Source organism: Synechococcus sp. HIMB2401, from assembly GCF_042883245.1.
In the GTDB taxonomy this organism is placed as follows: domain Bacteria; phylum Cyanobacteriota; class Cyanobacteriia; order PCC-6307; family Cyanobiaceae; genus Parasynechococcus.
In genome coordinates this window covers 181,050-197,568 of the sequence record NZ_JBDJKK010000004.1, presented here as the reverse complement: position 1 = coordinate 197,568, position 16,519 = coordinate 181,050, and the positions used below count along the sequence as shown (strand labels likewise).

Here is a 16,519-nt window from a genome sequence, read left to right as displayed (position 1 = left end):
TGGATCAACGCGGCGTTGGTCTTGGCAGGAAGCTTTGCAGAGTTGGCCCGTCAGGCCGATAAGTCGCGGGACACGATGCTGGTGCCCAAGACGGCCCTGGAAACCCCGCCGCTGGAGATTCACACCCTGGGCGATGAGGTGTTGCGGCAGCCCGCGCGCCGCATCGGCAAGGTGAACGAGCAGGTGCGGGAGCTGGCCCGCGACATGCTGCGCAGCATGTACACCGCCAAGGGCATTGGCCTGGCGGCTCCTCAGGTGGGGATTCACCAGCAGCTCCTGGTGATTGATCTGGATCTGGAGAATGCAGCCACGCCGCCCCTGGTGCTGATCAATCCGGAGATCACGGCGGCCAGCGCCGGGCTCGACACCTACGAAGAGGGCTGTCTCAGCATCCCTGGGGTGTATCTCGATGTGGTGCGCCCCACCGCGATTGAACTGAGCTTCCGCGATGAGATGGGTCGGCCCCGGAAGATGAAGGCCGATGGCCTGATGGCCCGTTGCATTCAGCACGAGATGGATCATCTCAATGGCGTGTTGTTCGTCGATCGCGTCACTGATGAAGACGGTCTGCAGAAGGAGCTCAAGGAGAAGGGCTTCGAGCGCCAAGATGTGCGGAGCGTCGCCTGAGTTATGCCGATGAAACCCCTGGCCGGCGTTTTTCTGGCCCTCGCCTGTGTTCTGGGTATCGCCAGCACCGGATGTGTGTTTGAACTGGCCTACGGCGATCCCGACCTCGGGGTCAAAACCACCAGCTGGATCCTCGCTCTGGCGGCCCCTGGAACCGTGGGGACCCTTCTGTTCGCCATTCGCCTGAACAAACCGGCCTGATCGGGGGCGACCGATCCAGGCATCACTTTTACGGTCCGCTCAGTTCCTCCATGGACGTGATGGCACGCTTTCGAACCGTGGCCGCTGCCGGCCTCGCTCTCGCAGCGACCTCTGCACCGGTGGCCCTGGCCCAGGGTTCGCTGTTCACGGCGGTGCCCGTGGAGTTGAGCAATTTCGTTTTGGTGTCGGCCCCGATTGGCCAGGGCGAGCGTTCTCAGTTGAACATCTACGAGCAGCGCACCACAAAACGCCCCTGTTTCGCTGTGGCTGCGGGATCACCGGCCAGGGTCGATCCCTTGTTGTCCACGTTTGATTTCAGCGGGGTCTGCAACCGCTACATCGATGGCAACGGCTATTCCCTGCGGATCGGTGGCGACGACCTCGGCACCCGCTACCGGCTCAGCGTGGTGAACACCGGTCGGGATATTGAATTGCTGGCCACGCCCACCAAGAATCCCTCCCAACCGACCATGCTCGTGGCCCGGGCCGGTGGTGCCGCCAGCGGATTCGTTCAGCTCAAGCTTGAGCCAGGCTGGACCTTGAAGCGAAGGGCCTACGGCAAGAAGAGCCTCGGCCATCTCTATGTCTATCGGGACAGTGCGCCAGTGGCCGGATCCAGCCCGGCTAGCGAGCCGGTTGAGACTGAACAGAGTGAGAGTTCCGTAGCTCCGTCCTACTGAGCTGGCCCAGAACCGGTGAAAACACCTGTTGTCGTCCTCTGTCAGTGATTTCACACTGAAGACAGACCCCGGAGGACGTGATGAAAACAACGGTTGTTCAGTGGTTCCAGTGGTTCGGTGAAGCGATGACCCATGCCCTGGGTTCGTTCAACGACCGCCATCTCCAGCCCCCGCCGATCGGCACCCAGCCCTACCGGGACACGCCCGACAAGCGTGCCCGCGACTACTGAGCACCAGGTTGCTTGAGCAGATCAGTGCAGCGGAAGCAACTCGCTTCCGCCACGGCGTTTCGATCGACGTTGGCCCGGTCGTTGAGATCGGCAATGGTGCGCGCCACGCACAACAGTTGAAGGCTGCTGCGTGTGCTCAGCCCACGCTGGTTGATCAGCTGTTCCCAGAGCTCGAGCGCCGCCGCTTCGATGGCTCCGGTCTGCCGCAGCGCTGCTGCCGACAGCCGCCCGTTGCTGTCTCCACCCGGATTGCGCCTCTGCATCCGCTGCCGGGCTCGTTCAATTTGTGCGGGGGTGCACCAGGATGCTGCAGCTTGCGTGGGGCTGGGCTGCTTCAGCACCGCTGCCACCTCCTTGGCGGAGCGCCGTTCCAGCCGCAGTTGCAGATCGAGCCGATCCAAGAGCGGGCCGGAGAGCCGCTGCCAGTAGCGCTGGCGCTGGCTGATGCTGCAGCGACAGCCATGGTCGCGGTCGCCATGCCAGCCGCAGGGGCAGGGATTGGTGGCGGCCACCAGGGTGACCAGGGCCGGGAACACCGTGCTCTGCTGAGAACGGCTGATCCGCACAGCGCCGTTTTCTAAGGGCTGCCGCAATTGATCCAGGACCGCCCGCGGAAATTCCGCCAGCTCATCGAGGAAAAGCACGCCACCGTGGGCCAGACTTACCTCCCCAGGACGGGGTGAGCGTCCGCAGCCGAGCAGGGCGGCTGCTGAGCAGCTGTGGTGCGGCGATCGAAAGGGGCGCTGCTGCTGCAGGTGTTCGATGCTATGCAGTTGGCCGGCGACGGAATGGATGCGCGTGATGGAGAGCGCTTCCTTGCGGCTCAGGGCCGGCAGCAGCAGCGGCAGTTGATGGGCCAGGCGGGTCTTGCCGCAGCCGGGGGGACCCACGAGCAGCAGATGGTGGCCGCCGGCTGCCGAGAGGGACAGGGCGCGGGAGGCGAGGCTGCTGTCCAGGCAGGGCCAAGACGCCGGCTTGGTTGACCGGCTTGAGGATCGGGTGCTGCTGCTACCGGTCGCCGGCCAGGGGCGCTCGCCTTTCAGCTGCTCCACCAGCGTGCGCAGGTTGGCTGCGGTGCGGATGGTGAGCCCCTCAATCAGGCTGGCCTCCTGGGCGTTCTCAGGGGGAACCACCAGGGCTTGGGCCTTGTGCTGCTGGGCCTTTTCAGCAAGGGCAATCACCCCGCGACAGGGCATGAGGCTGCCGTCGAGCCCCAACTCGCCTGCACACCAGAGGCCCTCCAGCTGAGGGCGGGCGAGTTGCCCGCTGGCCACCAACAGGGCCAGGGCGATGGGGAGCTCAAATGAGGGACCTTCTGTACGCAGATCGGCCGGAGCCAGGTTGATCACCACGCGCACCAGGGGGCCGCGGAATCCGCTGTTGCGCAGGGCGGATCGGACCCGCTCCCGGGATTCCTGAATGGCCTTGTCCGGTAGACCCACCAGCTGAACGCCCGGCAGGCCCGGGGCGAGATCCACTTCCACCACCACGGGTCTGGCCTCCAGACCATGCAGGGATGCACTGATACAACGTGCCAGCATTCTGGAGTGGGTGACGCAGGAGATTCATGCCCCCTGCTGTCACACCGGTCCGGCTGTTCCCTCGTTTTCAAGGCCCATGGCAGACGACACGATCTTCGGGAAAATCCTTCGTGGCGAGATCCCGTGCGATGAGGTCTACAGCGATGAGCAGTGTCTGGCATTTCGCGATGTCGCGCCCCAGGCACCCGTTCATGTGCTGGTGATTCCGCGCAAGCCGATCGAGAGCCTGCGCTCCGGTGCTACTGAGGATGCTGCCCTGCTGGGCCACCTCTTGCTGGTGGCTGCCCGCGTGGCCAAACAGGAGGGTCTGGACGATTTCCGCACGGTGATCAACAGCGGCGCCGGTGCTGGCCAAACGGTGTTTCACCTCCATGTGCACGTGATCGGTGGACGTCCTCTGGCGTGGCCTCCCGGTTGAGGTCAGCGGCGAAGCGGCGCCGACAGCCAGACTGAGCACAGTTCAGCAGTGGCATGACCCACCAGCTTCAGAACCTGCGCAATCAGGCCGCCAAGCTGCGTCGGCTTTCGCAGCCTTACTTCTTCCCCTACACCGAAGACAACGGCTGGCAGTTCCTTGGACTGCTGGTGAGCCTGCTCTTCTGTGTGGCCGGGATCGTGCTGTTCCTGGTCACCGGGTTGATGAACGGCCTGTCGTGGCTGTTTCCGGAGTTGTCCGGCCAGTACCTCGGTGGCGTCCAGTCGTCCCTGGCCATGCTCTGGTCCCGTGGATGGGGGGCGGGCATCAGTGCCCTGTTCGTGCTGGGGGCTGTGGTGTTTGCCTCCGTGCGGGGCCAACTCAGGCATCGCCGCTGGTTGCCTTGGCTGTTTCTCGGCCTGATCATCCTGATGCTGTTGAGCGTGAACGGCATCAACGCCGGCATCACATTCCTCGCCAGGGATCTGACCAATGCGTTGATCGCCAGGGATGGCGATGCGTCGTATCGCAACCTCTGGATCTACGGCGCCTGTTTTGCTGTGGCACTGCCGATTCGCAGCCTGCAGTTTTATTTCACCCAGAAACTGGGGCTGTTCTGGCGCGAATGGTTGTCGCTGAGCCTGGTGGACGATTACCTGCGGGATAGGGCCTATTACGTGCTCAATCCCAATGATGAAGCGGCCACCAATGTTGATAACCCCGATCAACGGATTTCCGAGGATGTGCGTGATTTCACGGCACAGGCCCTTGGTTTTGCGCTGAATATTTTTGATTCGATCCTCACCTTTTCCCTCAACATCCTCATCCTTTATTCGGTGAGTGAGGGGCTCACCCTTGCCCTTCTGGCCTATGCATCCGGGGTGTCTGTTCTGATGATTGTGGCTGGCCGCAAGTTGGTGCGGTTGAACAACTTCCAGTTGCGTTTTGAGGCGGATTACCGCTATGGCCTCGTGCGGGTGCGCGACAACGCCGAATCGATTGCCTTCTACGCCGGAGAGCAGCAGGAAGCCAAGGAGGTGACGCGTCGACTGACCACCGTCGTTGAAAACTTCAATCTGCTGATTGTCTGGGAAGTGCTGCTGCGGGTGCTGCAGCGCTCCAGCATTTACGCCAGCAATTTCATCCCCTATCTGATCCTTGCGGCACCGATTCTTGCCGGGGAGATGGATTACGGCGGCTTCGCCCAGGCGAACGTCGCCTACAACCTGGTTGAGGGATCGTTGTTTTTCATCATCTACAACATCGAAGCCCTGGCCCGGTTCTCGGCATCGATCAACCGGCTGGAAGGCTTTCAATCCAACATCTCCAACCTCGATCCGGAGGAGTGGAGTGATTACGTGCCGCGGATCGTTCCCTCTGAGCGCCTGGCGCTGCAAGGAGTGACGGTTAAAACACCGCGCACCGACAACGTGCTGGTGCGCGACCTCAGTTTTTCCCTGGGCAACGCTGAGGGGTTGTTGGTGGTGGGACCCTCCGGTTGTGGCAAGACCTCACTGCTGCGGGTGGTGAGTGGCCTGTGGGGCTCGCCGACGGGCACCGTTTATTCCCCGGGGCAGGGCGATCTCCTTTTCATCCCCCAGAAGCCCTACATGGCACTGGGATCTCTGCGCGAACAGCTCTGTTATCCGCTTGATCAGGCCCGTTTCAGCGATGAACAGCTACGGGCGGTTTTGGATCAGGTGATGTTGGGCAAACTTCTGCAGCGCTATCCCGACCTCGACATCAAGCAGGACTGGCCGCGGCTGCTCTCTTTGGGTGAACAGCAGCGACTGGCCTTTGCGCGGCTGCTGCTCAATTCGCCCAAGGTCGTGGTGCTGGATGAAGCCACCAGTGCCCTGGATGTTGAGACCGAATCCCGCCTCTATTCCCTGTTGCGGGATCGGGATGTGGCGTTCATCAGCGTGGGCCACCGGCCAACCCTGAAGGACTTCCATGACACCGTTCTGGAACTCAGCGGTGATCACGACTGGCGGCTGATCCCGGCGACCAGCTATGACTTCGGGCGTTCTTGAACCGGCCGGATGACCTCCACCAGCGAGACCCCTGACACCACGTCCGTTCCGGAGACGTCCGCCACCACCAACGATGTGCCTGCCTTCGGCTGGAGTGGCTATGCCGAGCGGGTGAATGGCCGCTTCGCCATGGTGGGTTTTGTGGCGGTGCTGCTGATCGAGGTGCTCAGCGGCGACACCTTTCTGCACTGGGCGGGGCTGCTGCCCTGATCAGGGCAGGCGGATCAGATCCACATCCCAGCGTCCGTTCCGGCTCACCTGCACCGCCAGCCGCCGGCCCGAGCCATCCAGACTGACGCTGCGGGGCACCCCCGGTGGGTCCAGGGGCAGCCGTTGCGTCGCCCCGACGTTGCGCCGGTAGAGCACCAGTTCCGTGCGGTCCTCCCGTTGATGGACCACGGCCAGGCGTTGTCCATCGGCACTGACGCTGACGCTGATCGGTTGGGCATCAGCACGGTTGAGGCCCGGCAACGGGACGGGGCTACGGCTGCGCAGGTCGATCAGTTCGACCCGCTCCCGCCCATTGCGTTGGCCCAGGCTGGCCAGCCAGCGTCCGCCCAGGGAGGGATCCCGACGGCTGTTCACGGATTGACGCAGCAGGCCGTTGAGGTCGGGCCGGGGAGTGGGCCTGGGGCTGTTGCACCCGCTCACTAACACCAGGCTGAAAAGCAGAGCGACGCGGATCATGGCTCTGACGACAGCGCCGGTGTGGAGAGGCTCTGCCCCGGGGGACGATCCGGCTCGAGCAGATCACTCAGATCCAGCAGTTCCACGCGCCACCGGCCCTGATCCGTCACCTGCAGGGCGATCTGCTGGGCATCCGGCGCCAGGCTGAGCTGCACCGGGTCCCTCCCCCCCGGCAGCGGCAGAGGGTGCATGCGTCCGTTCAGGCGGTCGGTCACCACCGCGAGTCGGCGGCGCCCCCGCTGGGTGATCGCTGCCAGGTAACGGCCGTTCCAGCTCAGGGAGGGCGAGCTGTGGGGCTGATGTCGGCTCAGCTGGGGAACGGAGACAACCGATCCGTCGCTCAGGCGGCGCAGCTGCACCGTGGGTCGGCCGCCGCGATCGCTGACGACCGCCAGCCACTCACCACTGCCACTCAGGGCTGGGGCCTGCTGGCTGGTGGCGAGCAAGCCACCACCGGCCCGTTCACTGCGACCGTTGCAGCCCACCAGCGCCAGGCTGGCGAGCAGGATCAGCAGCGAGCGAGGCAACTGGCTCAGTCGTCGAAGCGGGAGCTGTTGTCCCGTGGTCTGCCGGACGAGGGCCGTGAGCTGCGGGGGGGTTGGCGGTTGCTGCTGGGCCGGTTCGAGGCCAGGGGCGGTTCAGCGGATCGCCTGGAGTCGCTCGCGGCGTTCGGGTTGGAGCTGGGGCGTCCCCGGTTCGGGGCCGCACTGCTCGGCGCTGAACGACGGCTGGGGGTGAAGGCGGCATCCTCGGCTCCTGACGGGGCAGGTGCGCCGGAAGGACGCTCAGGCCGCCCCATGGGACGGCTGCCACGGCGTTGTTCCTCTCGATCCGTTCGCCTGGAGCCAAAGTCAGGACGTTGCTCTTCCCGGGCTTCGCCGGCGCGGAAGCGAGCCATGCGGCGGGAGCGCTCGTCCTTTTGGTCCCAGCCGGAATCGCCCTGATCACGGTCTGCCGAGCGACGACTGGCGGCTTCCTCAGGAATGGCGGCACGGCTGGCGCGCCGCGGCCGGTAGAACTCCTCTTCAGGCCGTTCTTCGGTGTCATCGTCACGGCCTGAGAAGCGCCGCCGCACCGGCTGGGGCTCATCAAAACGGTCGTAACCGCCGTCATCCCAGCCGCCCCGCAGGCCCCCTGGGCCTTCACCCCGGGCCGGTGCTGGTTCGTCATCGAAATAGGCGGAACGCCGAGCTTGTTCGGTGGCCACGCCGCGCAGTCGCACGCTTTCGTAGGCGAAGAAAACGGTGGTTCCCGCCAGCAGGAACTGGCCGAACTGAAGAATCGGGTCGAGGCGCCACCCCTGGAAGAACAGGATGCCGCCGCATAGCAGCCCGATGGCTGCAAAGAACACGTCGTAGTCCCGCGCCAGGGCGGGCTTGAACGACCGCATGAAATAGAGCAGAGCGCCGCCGACGGCCAAAACGATGCCGACGATGCTGGCCCAATTCAGACTGGCGTTAACCAAAGCTCTGCTCCCGCTTGAGAGTCAGTCTACGAGGGGCGCCAGGGGCGGATCAGAGCTTGCGGTCGACCTGGTCGGTCTGGCTCAGCAGGAACAGGGCGATGGAGGCAGGAATCACGACGATCACACCTCCCCAAAGGAGGCTGCTCAAGAAGTTGGAGAGGGAGGGAGTCATGGGGTTGCTGCCGTCTGCTTCATAGCCGCGCCGATCTTAAGAAGCGATGCCGTCTTTCTACGATGAGGGGACGATTTGCTTTGAGCTTTGTGACGCCGCTGCTGCTGCAGGCCCTGCCAGTCCTCCATTTGCTTCTGGGCTTGCTGCTAGCGGCCTGGACCCTGGCGTTTCTGCTGCGCATCGTGCTCACCTGGTACCCCCAGGTCGATCTGAGCAAGGGCGCCTGGCCCCTGGTGGCATGGCCAACGGAACCTGTGCTCTCGGTGAGCCGCCGCGTGATCGCGCCGATCGGTGGAGTCGATGTCACTCCAGTGATCTGGGTGGGCTTGATCAGCCTCGTGCGTGAGTTGCTGGTTGGCCAGCAGGGGTTGCTTTCTCAAATCCTGATGCACGCCCAGGCAGTGGCCTGAGCTCAGGTGAGCATCTCCTGCTCCACGAATTTCGTGTGCACGTCGCCGTTGATGAACTCCGGCCGATCCAGCATCTCCAGATGGAATTCCACCGTGGTTGGAATCCCGGTGACGGCACATTCATTCAGGGCCCGCTTCATCCGGGTCATGGCGTGGTCGCGGTCCTTGCCCCACACGATCAGCTTGCCGATCAGGGAGTCGTAGAAGGGCGGGATGTCGTAGCCCGTGTAGACGTGGCTGTCGACGCGCACACCTGGTCCGCCGGGGGGCAGCCATCCCGTGATGCGTCCGGGGGCGGGACGGAAGTTGTGCCGGGCATCCTCAGCGTTGATTCGGCATTCGATCGCATGGCCAGTGAGCTGGATGTCCTCCTGGCGCACGCTGATGGGTTCGCCCCCGGCGATGCGCAACTGTTCAGCGATCAGATCCACACCCGTCACCATTTCAGTCACCGGATGCTCCACCTGGATCCGGGTGTTCATCTCCATGAAGTAGAAGCCACCGCTGCGATCCAGCAGGAATTCCACCGTTCCGGCGCCTTCGTAATTGATGCTTCGGGCGGCAGCAACGGCGGCTTCGCCCATTCGGCGGCGCAGGTCAGGATCCAGGGCTGGGCTGGGGGCCTCCTCCAGCAGTTTCTGGTGACGGCGCTGGATCGAGCAGTCCCGTTCACCCAGGTGAACGACGTTGCCGTGGCGGTCAGCCAGCACCTGCACTTCCACGTGGCGGGGCCGATCGATGAATTTCTCCATGTAGAGGCCGGGGTTGCCGAAGGCGGCTTCCGCCTCCCCCTGGGCTGCTTTGTAAAGGCTTTCCAGCTGGCTGGCGTCCGGTACGAGGCGCATGCCGCGACCACCGCCGCCGGCGGTGGCTTTGATCATCACGGGATAGCCCATCTCCTCGGCCAGGGCGGCCGCCTGGCTGGTGCTGCTGAGCAGACCCTCGCTGCCGGGCACCGTGGGAACACCCACCGATTGCATCGTCGATTTGGCGGTCGACTTGTCCCCCATCGAGCGAATCGCGTGGGGGGAAGGCCCAACGAAGGTGAGGCCGTGATCACGGCACATCTCGGCGAACTTGTCGTTCTCCGCCAGGAAGCCGTAACCGGGATGGATGGCGTCAGCACCGCGGGAGGTGGCGGCCGCCAGGATGTTTGGAATGTTGAGGTAGCTCTTGCTGCTCAGGGCTTCGCCCACGCAGACCGCTTCATCGGCGAGCTGCACATGGAGCGCATCCTTATCGACAGAGCTGTAAACCGCCACGGTGGCGATGCCGAGCTCGCGGCAGCTTCGAATGATCCGGAGGGCAATCTCGCCGCGGTTGGCGATCAGCACTTTGCCGATGGGCATCCCGCAGCATGTTCAGGCCTGACGCCGGATCGTATCAGCGCCGACCGAAGTTGCCGAGAGCGAAGACCCCGCCCGGTATGATCTGAACTTGACAGCACCCGAGCGGTGAAGTCGACCACGCGGATGTGGTGGAATTGGTAGACACGCACGTTTGAGGGGCGTGTGGCTTCGGCCTTGCGAGTTCAAGTCTCGCCATCCGCATTTTTTTCTTTGGCCCGTCCCCGCGCTGTAGAACCAAGACCGGCCGTTGTTCTTGTTTCAAACGGTCCCGGTGAACTGACCACCTGGGTTCGTCCCCTGGCGGAACGGCTGCACGCCAGCCTTCCTCTGCGCCCCCGGTCTCAGAGCGCATCAGCGTCCCTGCAGCTGGTGTTGGTGCCCTGCCCCAATGCCACAGGCCATGAGCGTGCGGCCGCAGAGCCCTGGGGCTTGTTTGATCGCATCGTGCCGGCAGGACGCTTCTGGTCGCTGCTGCTGCGTCCCCATCGCTACGGCCCATGGCCGCCGAAGGGTGTGGTGGTGTTCCTGGGCGGTGATCAGTTCTGGACCGTTCTGCTTTCGGCTCGTCTCGGCTACCGCCACATCACCTATGCCGAGTGGGTGACGCGTTGGCCGGGCTGGAACGATCGGATTGCGGCGATGTCGGACGCGGTGCGGCGCCAGCTGCCGGTCCGTTACCAGTCCCGGTGCCGGGTGGTCGGTGATCTGATGGCGGATCTGTCGTCCTTTGCTCGTCGCGAGGAGCCTCTCCCCGAGGGCCAGTGGGTTGCCCTGTTGCCGGGATCGAAGCCGGCCAAGTTGAGCGTCGGCATGCCGTTTCTGCTCGATACCGCCGATCGTTTGGCCCGATTGCAACCCGGATGCCGTTTTTTGCTGCCGCTGGCTCCCACCACCAGCGTTGATGAACTGCTGCGTTTCGCCGGCGCATCCAACCCGATTGCTGCCCGCTACAGCGCCACCGTTGCTTCGGTAGAGCAGGGGGAGTCGGTGACGGAGTTGGTGACAGGTGCGGGCACACGGATTCTTCTGCTGGAGCAGCATCCGGCCCATGGCCCCCTGAGCCAGTGCGCCCTGGCCCTGACCACGGTCGGCGCCAACACGGCCGAACTTGGCGCCCTTGCGGTGCCGATGATCGTGATTGTTCCTACCCAGCACCTGGAGGTGATGCAAGCCTGGGACGGCGGGCTGGGCCTGCTGGCGCGTCTGCCGGGTCTGCGGCGTCTGATCGGGGTTCTGCTGACCCTCTGGCGTTTGCGCAACAACGGGTTGATGGCCTGGCCCAACATCAGTGCAGGCCGTGCTGTGGTGCCGGAGCGGGTGGGGGCGATCACCCCGGAGGAGATTGCGAAGGAGGCCTGCGATTGGCTGAACGCCCCCGAGCGGCTTGAGGGCCAGCGCCAGGACCTCCAGGCGTTGCGGGGAGAACCAGGGGCGGTGGCCGCATTGGCCGCCGAGGTGAGGGGGTTGCTTCCCCGAGAGCTCAACGCTTCCTAGGCTGCTCCCCACTCTGGTTCCGACGACCATGTCCCCGTCCAATCCGGTCGAACGCAGTGCCGAGGAGTGGAAGCAATCCCTGACGCCGGAGCAGTTCCAGGTGGCCCGCTGCGGCGGCACGGAGCGGGCGTTCACCGGGGCTTACTGGAACAACAAGGCCACGGGGATGTACCACTGCGTCTGCTGTGGTGCGCCGCTGTTCAGCTCTGAGACCAAGTTCGATTCGGGCACGGGTTGGCCCAGTTTCTGGGACGGTGTGAGTGCCGAGGCGATCACCACCAAAGAGGATCTGGCCCACGGGATGGTGCGCACCGAAATCAACTGCGCTCAATGTGATGCCCACCTCGGGCACGTCTTCCCTGATGGTCCCGCCCCCACGGGCCAGCGTTACTGCGTCAACAGCGCATCGTTGAACTTCAAGGCGTCCTGAACACCGTTCAGCGCCTCAGGCCAGATCACCAGGGATCGTCGAGATCCTGGCTCCGGCGCTGGGGCGCTGCATCCTCCATCGGTTCCACATCCAGGGGTTCGCCCGACTGCTGAATCGCGCGGCGGGAGGCTGGCATCGCACGCCGCGGAGGCTGTTCCTCGTAGGCAGGCTGCTGCTCGTAGGGTGCGGGCTCGTTGTAGGTCTGTGCTCGCTCAGCCGGCCGCTCGTCGTACCTCTGGGGCTCATCGAGGTAGCGGCGCTGCTGCATGGACTCCTGCCGCCGGTCCTCCAGCTCCACATATTCCAGTTCTGCATCAGCCTCAAACCGCTCGGCTTCTGAAGCCTGGAGACGCCGTTGCTCCTGCTCCTGGGATTGTCCGGAGGTGAGCTGATTTTCCACGGGCACCAGTTTGACCCGGTAGCGCTCCCGCTCCTGCTCTTCCCAGCTGGGGCCACCGACGCCCAGTTTTTCCAGAACGCCGCTGTTCAGCTGTTTGAGCTTGTCTTCGGCTCCCTCGTAAACAATGATCCGGTCCGGCCCGCTGCTGACGATCTCCTCCACCGGCATTTCCCAGGTGCTCAGCACCCCTTCCCCCAGCAGGGGCACGCCAAGGGCGCCCATCACCAGGGTGGTGAGCTCGCCGGTCTCGATGTCGAAGGCAAAGCCGAGCACCCGCCCCAGCTGTTCACCGGACTCGGTGATCACCTGGCAGTTGATTACCCGGCTGTAGCGCTCAGGGTTGAAGTTTTCGCTGAGGGAGTCGGCCGAATCCACCAGGATCACGTCGCCCACCTGACGGATCCGGTCCAGCGGCATCCAGCGCGGCAGGCCGGGCAGGAAACGGGTCAGGGGGTTGTCCCGCAGCCCCACAGCCACCACTTCACGGCGGTCGATATCGACGATCACTTCACCCACCACCCCAAGACGGCGGCCGGTGTCACGGGTGATCACCTGGGTGCCCATCAGTTCGGAGCGCAACCAGAGGCGATCGCTGGGTACGCCAGTGGTGATGGCGTCGTTTGGGGTAGGGGTCGGGGTCAAGCGCGGGCCCTCGGCCATGGACATTCAGACCATTGTGGCGCAGGGGTTCCGCCTGTCACGTTCAGATTGCACAGCGAAAACTCCGATCGTTCAGGCGGCATCCGGTAAACCCACCACCTGGGTGTGGGCGCCGCGGGCCTGGGTCACCCCGATCGTGCGCTGGGCTGCGCCGATCATCGGGCGGCGGTGGCTGACCACCATGAACTGGGCTGCCTCGGCCTGACGGGCGATCAGAGCCGCCAGGCGCTCCACATTGACGCCGTCGAGGAAGCTGTCCACCTCGTCGAGGGCATAGAACGGCGACGGCCGGAAGCGCTGCAGGGCGAACAGGAAGCTCAAGGCGGTGAGTGATTTCTCTCCCCCCGACATCGAGGCCAGGCGCCGCACGGTTTTGCCCTTGGGATGGGCCACCAGGGTGAGGCCACCTTCCAACGGCTCCTCCGGGTTCTCCAGTTGCAGGTGGCCATCACCATCGGAGAGCGAGGCAAAGATCTCGCGGAAATGGCCATCCACGGCGGTGAAGGCTTCCATGAAGGCGTCCTGGCGCAGGGTGGCCACGGTTTCGATCCGCAGCAGCAGTTCCTCCCGCTCGCTGTTGAGTACGTCGAGCCGTTCGTTGAGTTCGTTGAGCCGCTCTTCGAGGGCCTCGAGTTCCTCCAGCGCCAGCATGTTCACGGGTTCCAGCGCTTCCATGCGTTGCTGGATGGCCTGCAGATCGGTCTGCAAGGCTTCCAAGCCCGCCAGCCGCAGGGCTTCCGGGATCTCCGGCCTCGGGTCCGGGAGGGCCTGTTCCATCTCCTGGAGGCGCACCGCACCGCTGCGCTGTTCTTCGATCAATCCTTCGCGGTCTTCCTTGAGCCGCTCCAGATTCCATTCGGCCTGCTGCAGGGCCTGACGCTGGCGGCCCACCTCGGCTTCCGCGGCGTCCCGGGCCCGGCGCTGGCTGCCGAAGCGCTCCTGAAGGTCGGTCTGCTGTTGCTCGAGCTCTTTGCGCTTCTCCTGGAGGTCGCTCTGCTGCTGGCGCCAGGCCCCATGGGCACTGGCGAGGGCCTTCACCGCCTCCTGCAAGCGGGTTTCTTCGGCGGCCAGAGCCTTCTCCTGGTCACCCAGGCGTTCAATCGCCAGCTGCCGCTCGCGGCGGGCATTCAGCAGCTGGTCGCGCTCGCGGCGGGCCGCCTCCAGCCGTTGGTCGGCGGCTTCCTGTTCCGTCTGAAGTTGGGCCCAGGCGGCGGCATCGTCGTTGTTGCCGCTGTTGCGCTCCGCCTCATCCAAGGCCTGCAGTTCCGCGGTAAGTGGTGTGAGCGCAGTGCTGATGGCTTCGAGCCGCTGCTGTTGCTCGGTCTGGTCCTGCTGCAATTTGCTGAGCCGTTCGGCCCGCTGGCGGCTGCGCTCGAGCAGGGGGCCGTGGTTGCGCCGAGCGGCATTGCGCTCTGCGATCAAGGCCGCCTGTTGCTTTTCCAGTTCGCGCAGCTGGGGTTTCTGCTGTTCGATCAGTTGGGCCAGCTTCGACTCCTCCCGCCGGCAGGCCACCAGGGATTCCCCCAGTTCCAGCAGGCGCCGCCGCAGGGGTTCAGCTTCGTCCTGATCGCTGCTGCGGCCGAAGCTGAGGCTGCTGCTGCGCTGGGAGAAGCTGCCGCCGGTCATGGCGCCGCTCTTCTCCAGCAGCTCCCCATCCAGTGTCACCGCCCTGGAGCGGCCCAGTTGTTGACGGGCGCTGGCCAGGTCGGAGAACACAAGGGTGTCGCCGAAGACGTAAGCAAACACCTGGTCATAGACCGGTTCGAAGCGCACAAGTTCCACGGCCCGGCCGATCAGTCCGGCACCGCTGTCTCCACCGGGGCGTGCACCCCGGGCAAAGGCGGCTGAAGAGCCCCCGCCCCCTGGCGCGCGGATCTTGTTCAGGGGCAGGAAGGTGAGCCGGCCAGCACGGCGGCTCTTGAGCAGTTCGATGGCGCGGGCGGCGATGCGGTCGTCGTCGACCACCACCTGGCCGAGACGGGCCCCCGCGGCCACTTCCAGGGCGAGGCGATGGCGATCCTCCACCTCTCCCAGCTGGGCCACAGGGCCGTGGATGCCATCGAGGCCGGCCTCCAGCAGCAGGCGCAGGGCTCCGGTGCCGCGGCTTTCCTGAAGGGCATCCCGCCGGCTCTCCAGCCGAGCGATCTCCCGTTCCAAGCGGGCCTGCTCCTGCTCCAGCCGGCTGCGGGTGCGCTGTTGGATGGCCAGTGATTCGGCGGTTTGCTGGAGCTCCTGCTTGCCGTCGGCAATGGCTTGCAGCAGGGTTTGCCAGGTCTCCTCCAGGGTTGCGAGCTGTTGCTGCACGGCGTCGCCGTCGGCGCCGTCCTGGTGCTGCTCCTGGGTGAGCTCTTCCAGCCGTTCCCGTTCCTGGCGCAGTCGTTCCTGCAACTGCTGCTGCTCCTCGAGTAAGGGAGCGACGCTGCTTTGCAACTCCTGCCGGCGACCGCTGCGGCGCTTCTGTTCCTCCACCCAGGCGCCGGAGCGGCCCGCCACATCTGCCAGCCGGCGGCGGGACATGTCCACCGCGGCTTCAGCGGTTTTGCAGTTGTCGTCTGCGGCGCTGAGGGCGTCCTGATGGGGATCGCGTTCCAGTTCCCGTGATTGCAGCTGCCACTGCTGGCGACGGGTGGAGAGGTCCTGACGCTGCGCCTGCAGTTTCTGGCCTTCGTCCTGGTGGAGGCTGGCCTGGCGCTCCAGTTCACGGCTGCTGGTGTCGAGGCCAGCCAGTTCCGCCTGAACCGCCAGCAGTTGGTCTTCCCCAAGAGCTTTCACCTGCTCCTGGAGCAAGTCCAGTTCGGCCACGGCCTTGTTCAGCTGCTCTCGGCCGCTGGCAATGGCCGCGGCGTCTCTCTGTTCCTGGGCTTCCAGCGCCTGTTGGCGCGTAGCCAGATCCTTGAGGGCCTGCTGGGCGGCTTCGTAGGCCAGCACCATCTCCTGGCGGCGTCCCAGTTGCAGCCGTTCCCGCAAGTCCTGGTATTGCCGGGCCTTGGCGCAGTCCTTCTCCAACCGTTGGCGGCTGGCCAGCAGTTCCTGCTCAATGATCCCGCAGCGCTCCTGGCGCTCCTGCACGTCATCGAGCTTGCGGCGGGTCTGTTCGATCCGGGTGTCGAACAGGGCAACACCGGCCAGTTCATCGATCAGGCCGCGGCGGTCGCGGTTGCTCATCGAGACGATGCGGGTGACGTCCCCCTGCATCACCACGTTGCTGCCCTCGGGATCAATCCGAAGGCGGCGCAGCTGGGTCTGCAGCTGCTGCAGGTTGCAGGGCACCCCGTCCGCGCTGTAGCTGGAGCTGTAGGAGCCCCCCGGCATCACCCGCAGTTTGCGGGTCACCGTCCATTCCGTTTGTCCCGATTGAATCCATGGCCCCTCCGCTGGTGCCTCCAGGCCTTCCTCGGCGGCATCGGGTGTCCAGTCGCTCAGGTCAAAGCGGACGCTGACGGTTGTTTCAGCGGCCTTGCCGGCCTTGAGCATGCCGCTGTTGACCAGGTCCGGCAGGCGGTCAGCCCGCATGCCACGGCTGGTGGCCAGGCCCAGGCAGAACAGAACGCCATCAAGAATGTTGCTCTTGCCGGAGCCATTGGGTCCCGTCACGACGGTGAATCCCTCTTCAAGAGGGATGGTCATCGCTCCGCCGAACGACTTGAAGTGCGTAAGCCCAACCTGATTGATATGAACCAACAGGATCTGGGGCTGTCAGCGAGTCGAAACTAGCGGAACCCACG

Annotated in this window: 18 protein-coding genes and 1 tRNA gene; 11 read left to right on the top strand and 8 right to left on the bottom strand. The window is 64.8% G+C overall.

The window, feature by feature from the left end:
- The first annotated feature begins 21 nt into the window (after nt 1–21).
- The 4 genes from def to AAXE93_RS10495 all read left to right on the top strand — a co-directional run bounded on the left by def (nt 22) and on the right by AAXE93_RS10495 (nt 1,738).
- Nucleotides 22–627, top strand: coding sequence for a peptide deformylase (def, locus tag AAXE93_RS10510; protein ID WP_115009393.1), 606 nt, complete (start codon nt 22–24; stop codon nt 625–627).
- A gap of 3 nt (nt 628–630) precedes the next feature.
- The gene (locus tag AAXE93_RS10505) at nt 631–828 is read left to right on the top strand and encodes a hypothetical protein (protein WP_006850702.1); all 198 of its coding nucleotides are present in this window, start codon (nt 631–633) and stop codon (nt 826–828) included.
- Between the two features lie 50 nt (nt 829–878).
- Nucleotides 879–1,508, top strand: coding sequence for a DUF3747 domain-containing protein (locus AAXE93_RS10500; protein ID WP_390130588.1), 630 nt, complete (start codon nt 879–881; stop codon nt 1,506–1,508).
- An 80-nt stretch (nt 1,509–1,588) separates the two neighbouring features.
- Nucleotides 1,589–1,738, top strand: a complete 150-nt coding sequence (locus AAXE93_RS10495) for a hypothetical protein (RefSeq protein ID WP_006851286.1) — start codon at nt 1,589–1,591, stop codon at nt 1,736–1,738.
- Here AAXE93_RS10495 and AAXE93_RS10490 read toward each other — a convergent pair.
- A complete protein-coding gene (locus tag AAXE93_RS10490; RefSeq protein WP_390130585.1) occupies nt 1,732–3,279 on the bottom strand; it encodes a YifB family Mg chelatase-like AAA ATPase in 1,548 nt (515 codons plus the stop codon). The genes AAXE93_RS10495 and AAXE93_RS10490 overlap by 7 nt on opposite strands.
- Nucleotides 3,280–3,355: 76 nt before the next feature.
- On the opposite strand from AAXE93_RS10490, the gene AAXE93_RS10485 reads away from it, so the two are divergent.
- From AAXE93_RS10485 to AAXE93_RS10475, 3 genes are read left to right on the top strand one after another with little or no spacing between them, the layout of a single operon-like run.
- Nucleotides 3,356–3,697 (top strand): histidine triad nucleotide-binding protein, encoded by a 342-nt coding sequence (locus tag AAXE93_RS10485; RefSeq protein ID WP_390130583.1) that lies wholly within the window; start codon nt 3,356–3,358, stop codon nt 3,695–3,697.
- Nucleotides 3,698–3,750: 53 nt separating this feature from the next.
- Nucleotides 3,751–5,727 carry an ABC transporter ATP-binding protein/permease gene (locus AAXE93_RS10480; protein ID WP_390130581.1) on the top strand — a complete coding sequence of 659 codons (1,977 nt, stop codon included), beginning with the start codon at nt 3,751–3,753 and terminating at the stop codon, nt 5,725–5,727.
- Nucleotides 5,728–5,736: 9 nt separating this feature from the next.
- Entirely contained in the window at nt 5,737–5,937 is a 201-nt protein-coding gene (locus AAXE93_RS10475) for a chlorophyll a/b-binding protein (protein ID WP_114988677.1), read from the top strand.
- On the opposite strand, the gene AAXE93_RS10470 is transcribed toward AAXE93_RS10475, so the two are convergent.
- From AAXE93_RS10470 to psbX, 4 genes are read right to left on the bottom strand one after another with little or no spacing between them, the layout of a single operon-like run.
- Nucleotides 5,938–6,414 carry a TolB family protein gene (locus AAXE93_RS10470; RefSeq protein ID WP_390130579.1) on the bottom strand — a complete coding sequence of 159 codons (477 nt, stop codon included), beginning with the start codon at nt 6,412–6,414 and terminating at the stop codon, nt 5,938–5,940.
- Nucleotides 6,411–6,941: a TolB family protein gene (locus AAXE93_RS10465; RefSeq protein ID WP_390130577.1), complete on the bottom strand. Its 531-nt coding sequence runs from the start codon at nt 6,939–6,941 to the stop codon at nt 6,411–6,413. Before AAXE93_RS10465 ends, AAXE93_RS10470 begins: the two co-directional genes overlap by 4 nt.
- 5 nt (nt 6,942–6,946) lie before the next feature.
- A complete protein-coding gene (locus AAXE93_RS10460) occupies nt 6,947–7,879 on the bottom strand; it encodes a Ycf66 family protein (RefSeq protein WP_390130575.1) in 933 nt (310 codons plus the stop codon).
- A 49-nt stretch (nt 7,880–7,928) separates the two neighbouring features.
- A complete protein-coding gene (psbX, locus tag AAXE93_RS10455) occupies nt 7,929–8,051 on the bottom strand; it encodes a photosystem II reaction center X protein (protein WP_006851281.1) in 123 nt (40 codons plus the stop codon).
- Nucleotides 8,052–8,140: 89 nt separating this feature from the next.
- Between psbX and AAXE93_RS10450 the strand changes: the two genes are divergently transcribed.
- Nucleotides 8,141–8,461, top strand: a complete 321-nt coding sequence (locus AAXE93_RS10450; protein WP_244275843.1) for a YggT family protein — start codon at nt 8,141–8,143, stop codon at nt 8,459–8,461.
- 2 nt (nt 8,462–8,463) lie between these two features.
- Here AAXE93_RS10450 and accC read toward each other — a convergent pair whose 3' ends face one another.
- Nucleotides 8,464–9,810 (bottom strand): acetyl-CoA carboxylase biotin carboxylase subunit, encoded by a 1,347-nt coding sequence (accC, locus tag AAXE93_RS10445; RefSeq protein WP_390130572.1) that lies wholly within the window; start codon nt 9,808–9,810, stop codon nt 8,464–8,466.
- 119 nt (nt 9,811–9,929) lie between these two features.
- On the opposite strand from accC, the gene AAXE93_RS10440 reads away from it, so the two are divergent.
- The 3 genes from AAXE93_RS10440 to msrB all read left to right on the top strand — a co-directional run bounded on the left by AAXE93_RS10440 (nt 9,930) and on the right by msrB (nt 11,734).
- Nucleotides 9,930–10,011: transfer RNA gene (locus AAXE93_RS10440), tRNA-Leu, on the top strand.
- A 9-nt stretch (nt 10,012–10,020) separates the two neighbouring features.
- Complete coding sequence (locus AAXE93_RS10435) at nt 10,021–11,304, top strand: glycosyl transferase (RefSeq protein ID WP_390130570.1); 1,284 nt, start codon at nt 10,021–10,023, stop codon at nt 11,302–11,304.
- Between the two features lie 28 nt (nt 11,305–11,332).
- A complete protein-coding gene (gene msrB, locus AAXE93_RS10430; RefSeq protein WP_390130568.1) occupies nt 11,333–11,734 on the top strand; it encodes a peptide-methionine (R)-S-oxide reductase MsrB in 402 nt (133 codons plus the stop codon).
- A gap of 25 nt (nt 11,735–11,759) precedes the next feature.
- On the opposite strand, the gene AAXE93_RS10425 is transcribed toward msrB, so the two are convergent.
- Nucleotides 11,760–12,776, bottom strand: coding sequence for a PRC-barrel domain-containing protein (locus AAXE93_RS10425; protein ID WP_390130566.1), 1,017 nt, complete (start codon nt 12,774–12,776; stop codon nt 11,760–11,762).
- Between the two features lie 90 nt (nt 12,777–12,866).
- Nucleotides 12,867–16,475 carry a chromosome segregation protein SMC gene (gene smc, locus AAXE93_RS10420; protein WP_390130564.1) on the bottom strand — a complete coding sequence of 1,203 codons (3,609 nt, stop codon included), beginning with the start codon at nt 16,473–16,475 and terminating at the stop codon, nt 12,867–12,869.
- Nucleotides 16,476–16,519 lie beyond the last annotated feature (44 nt).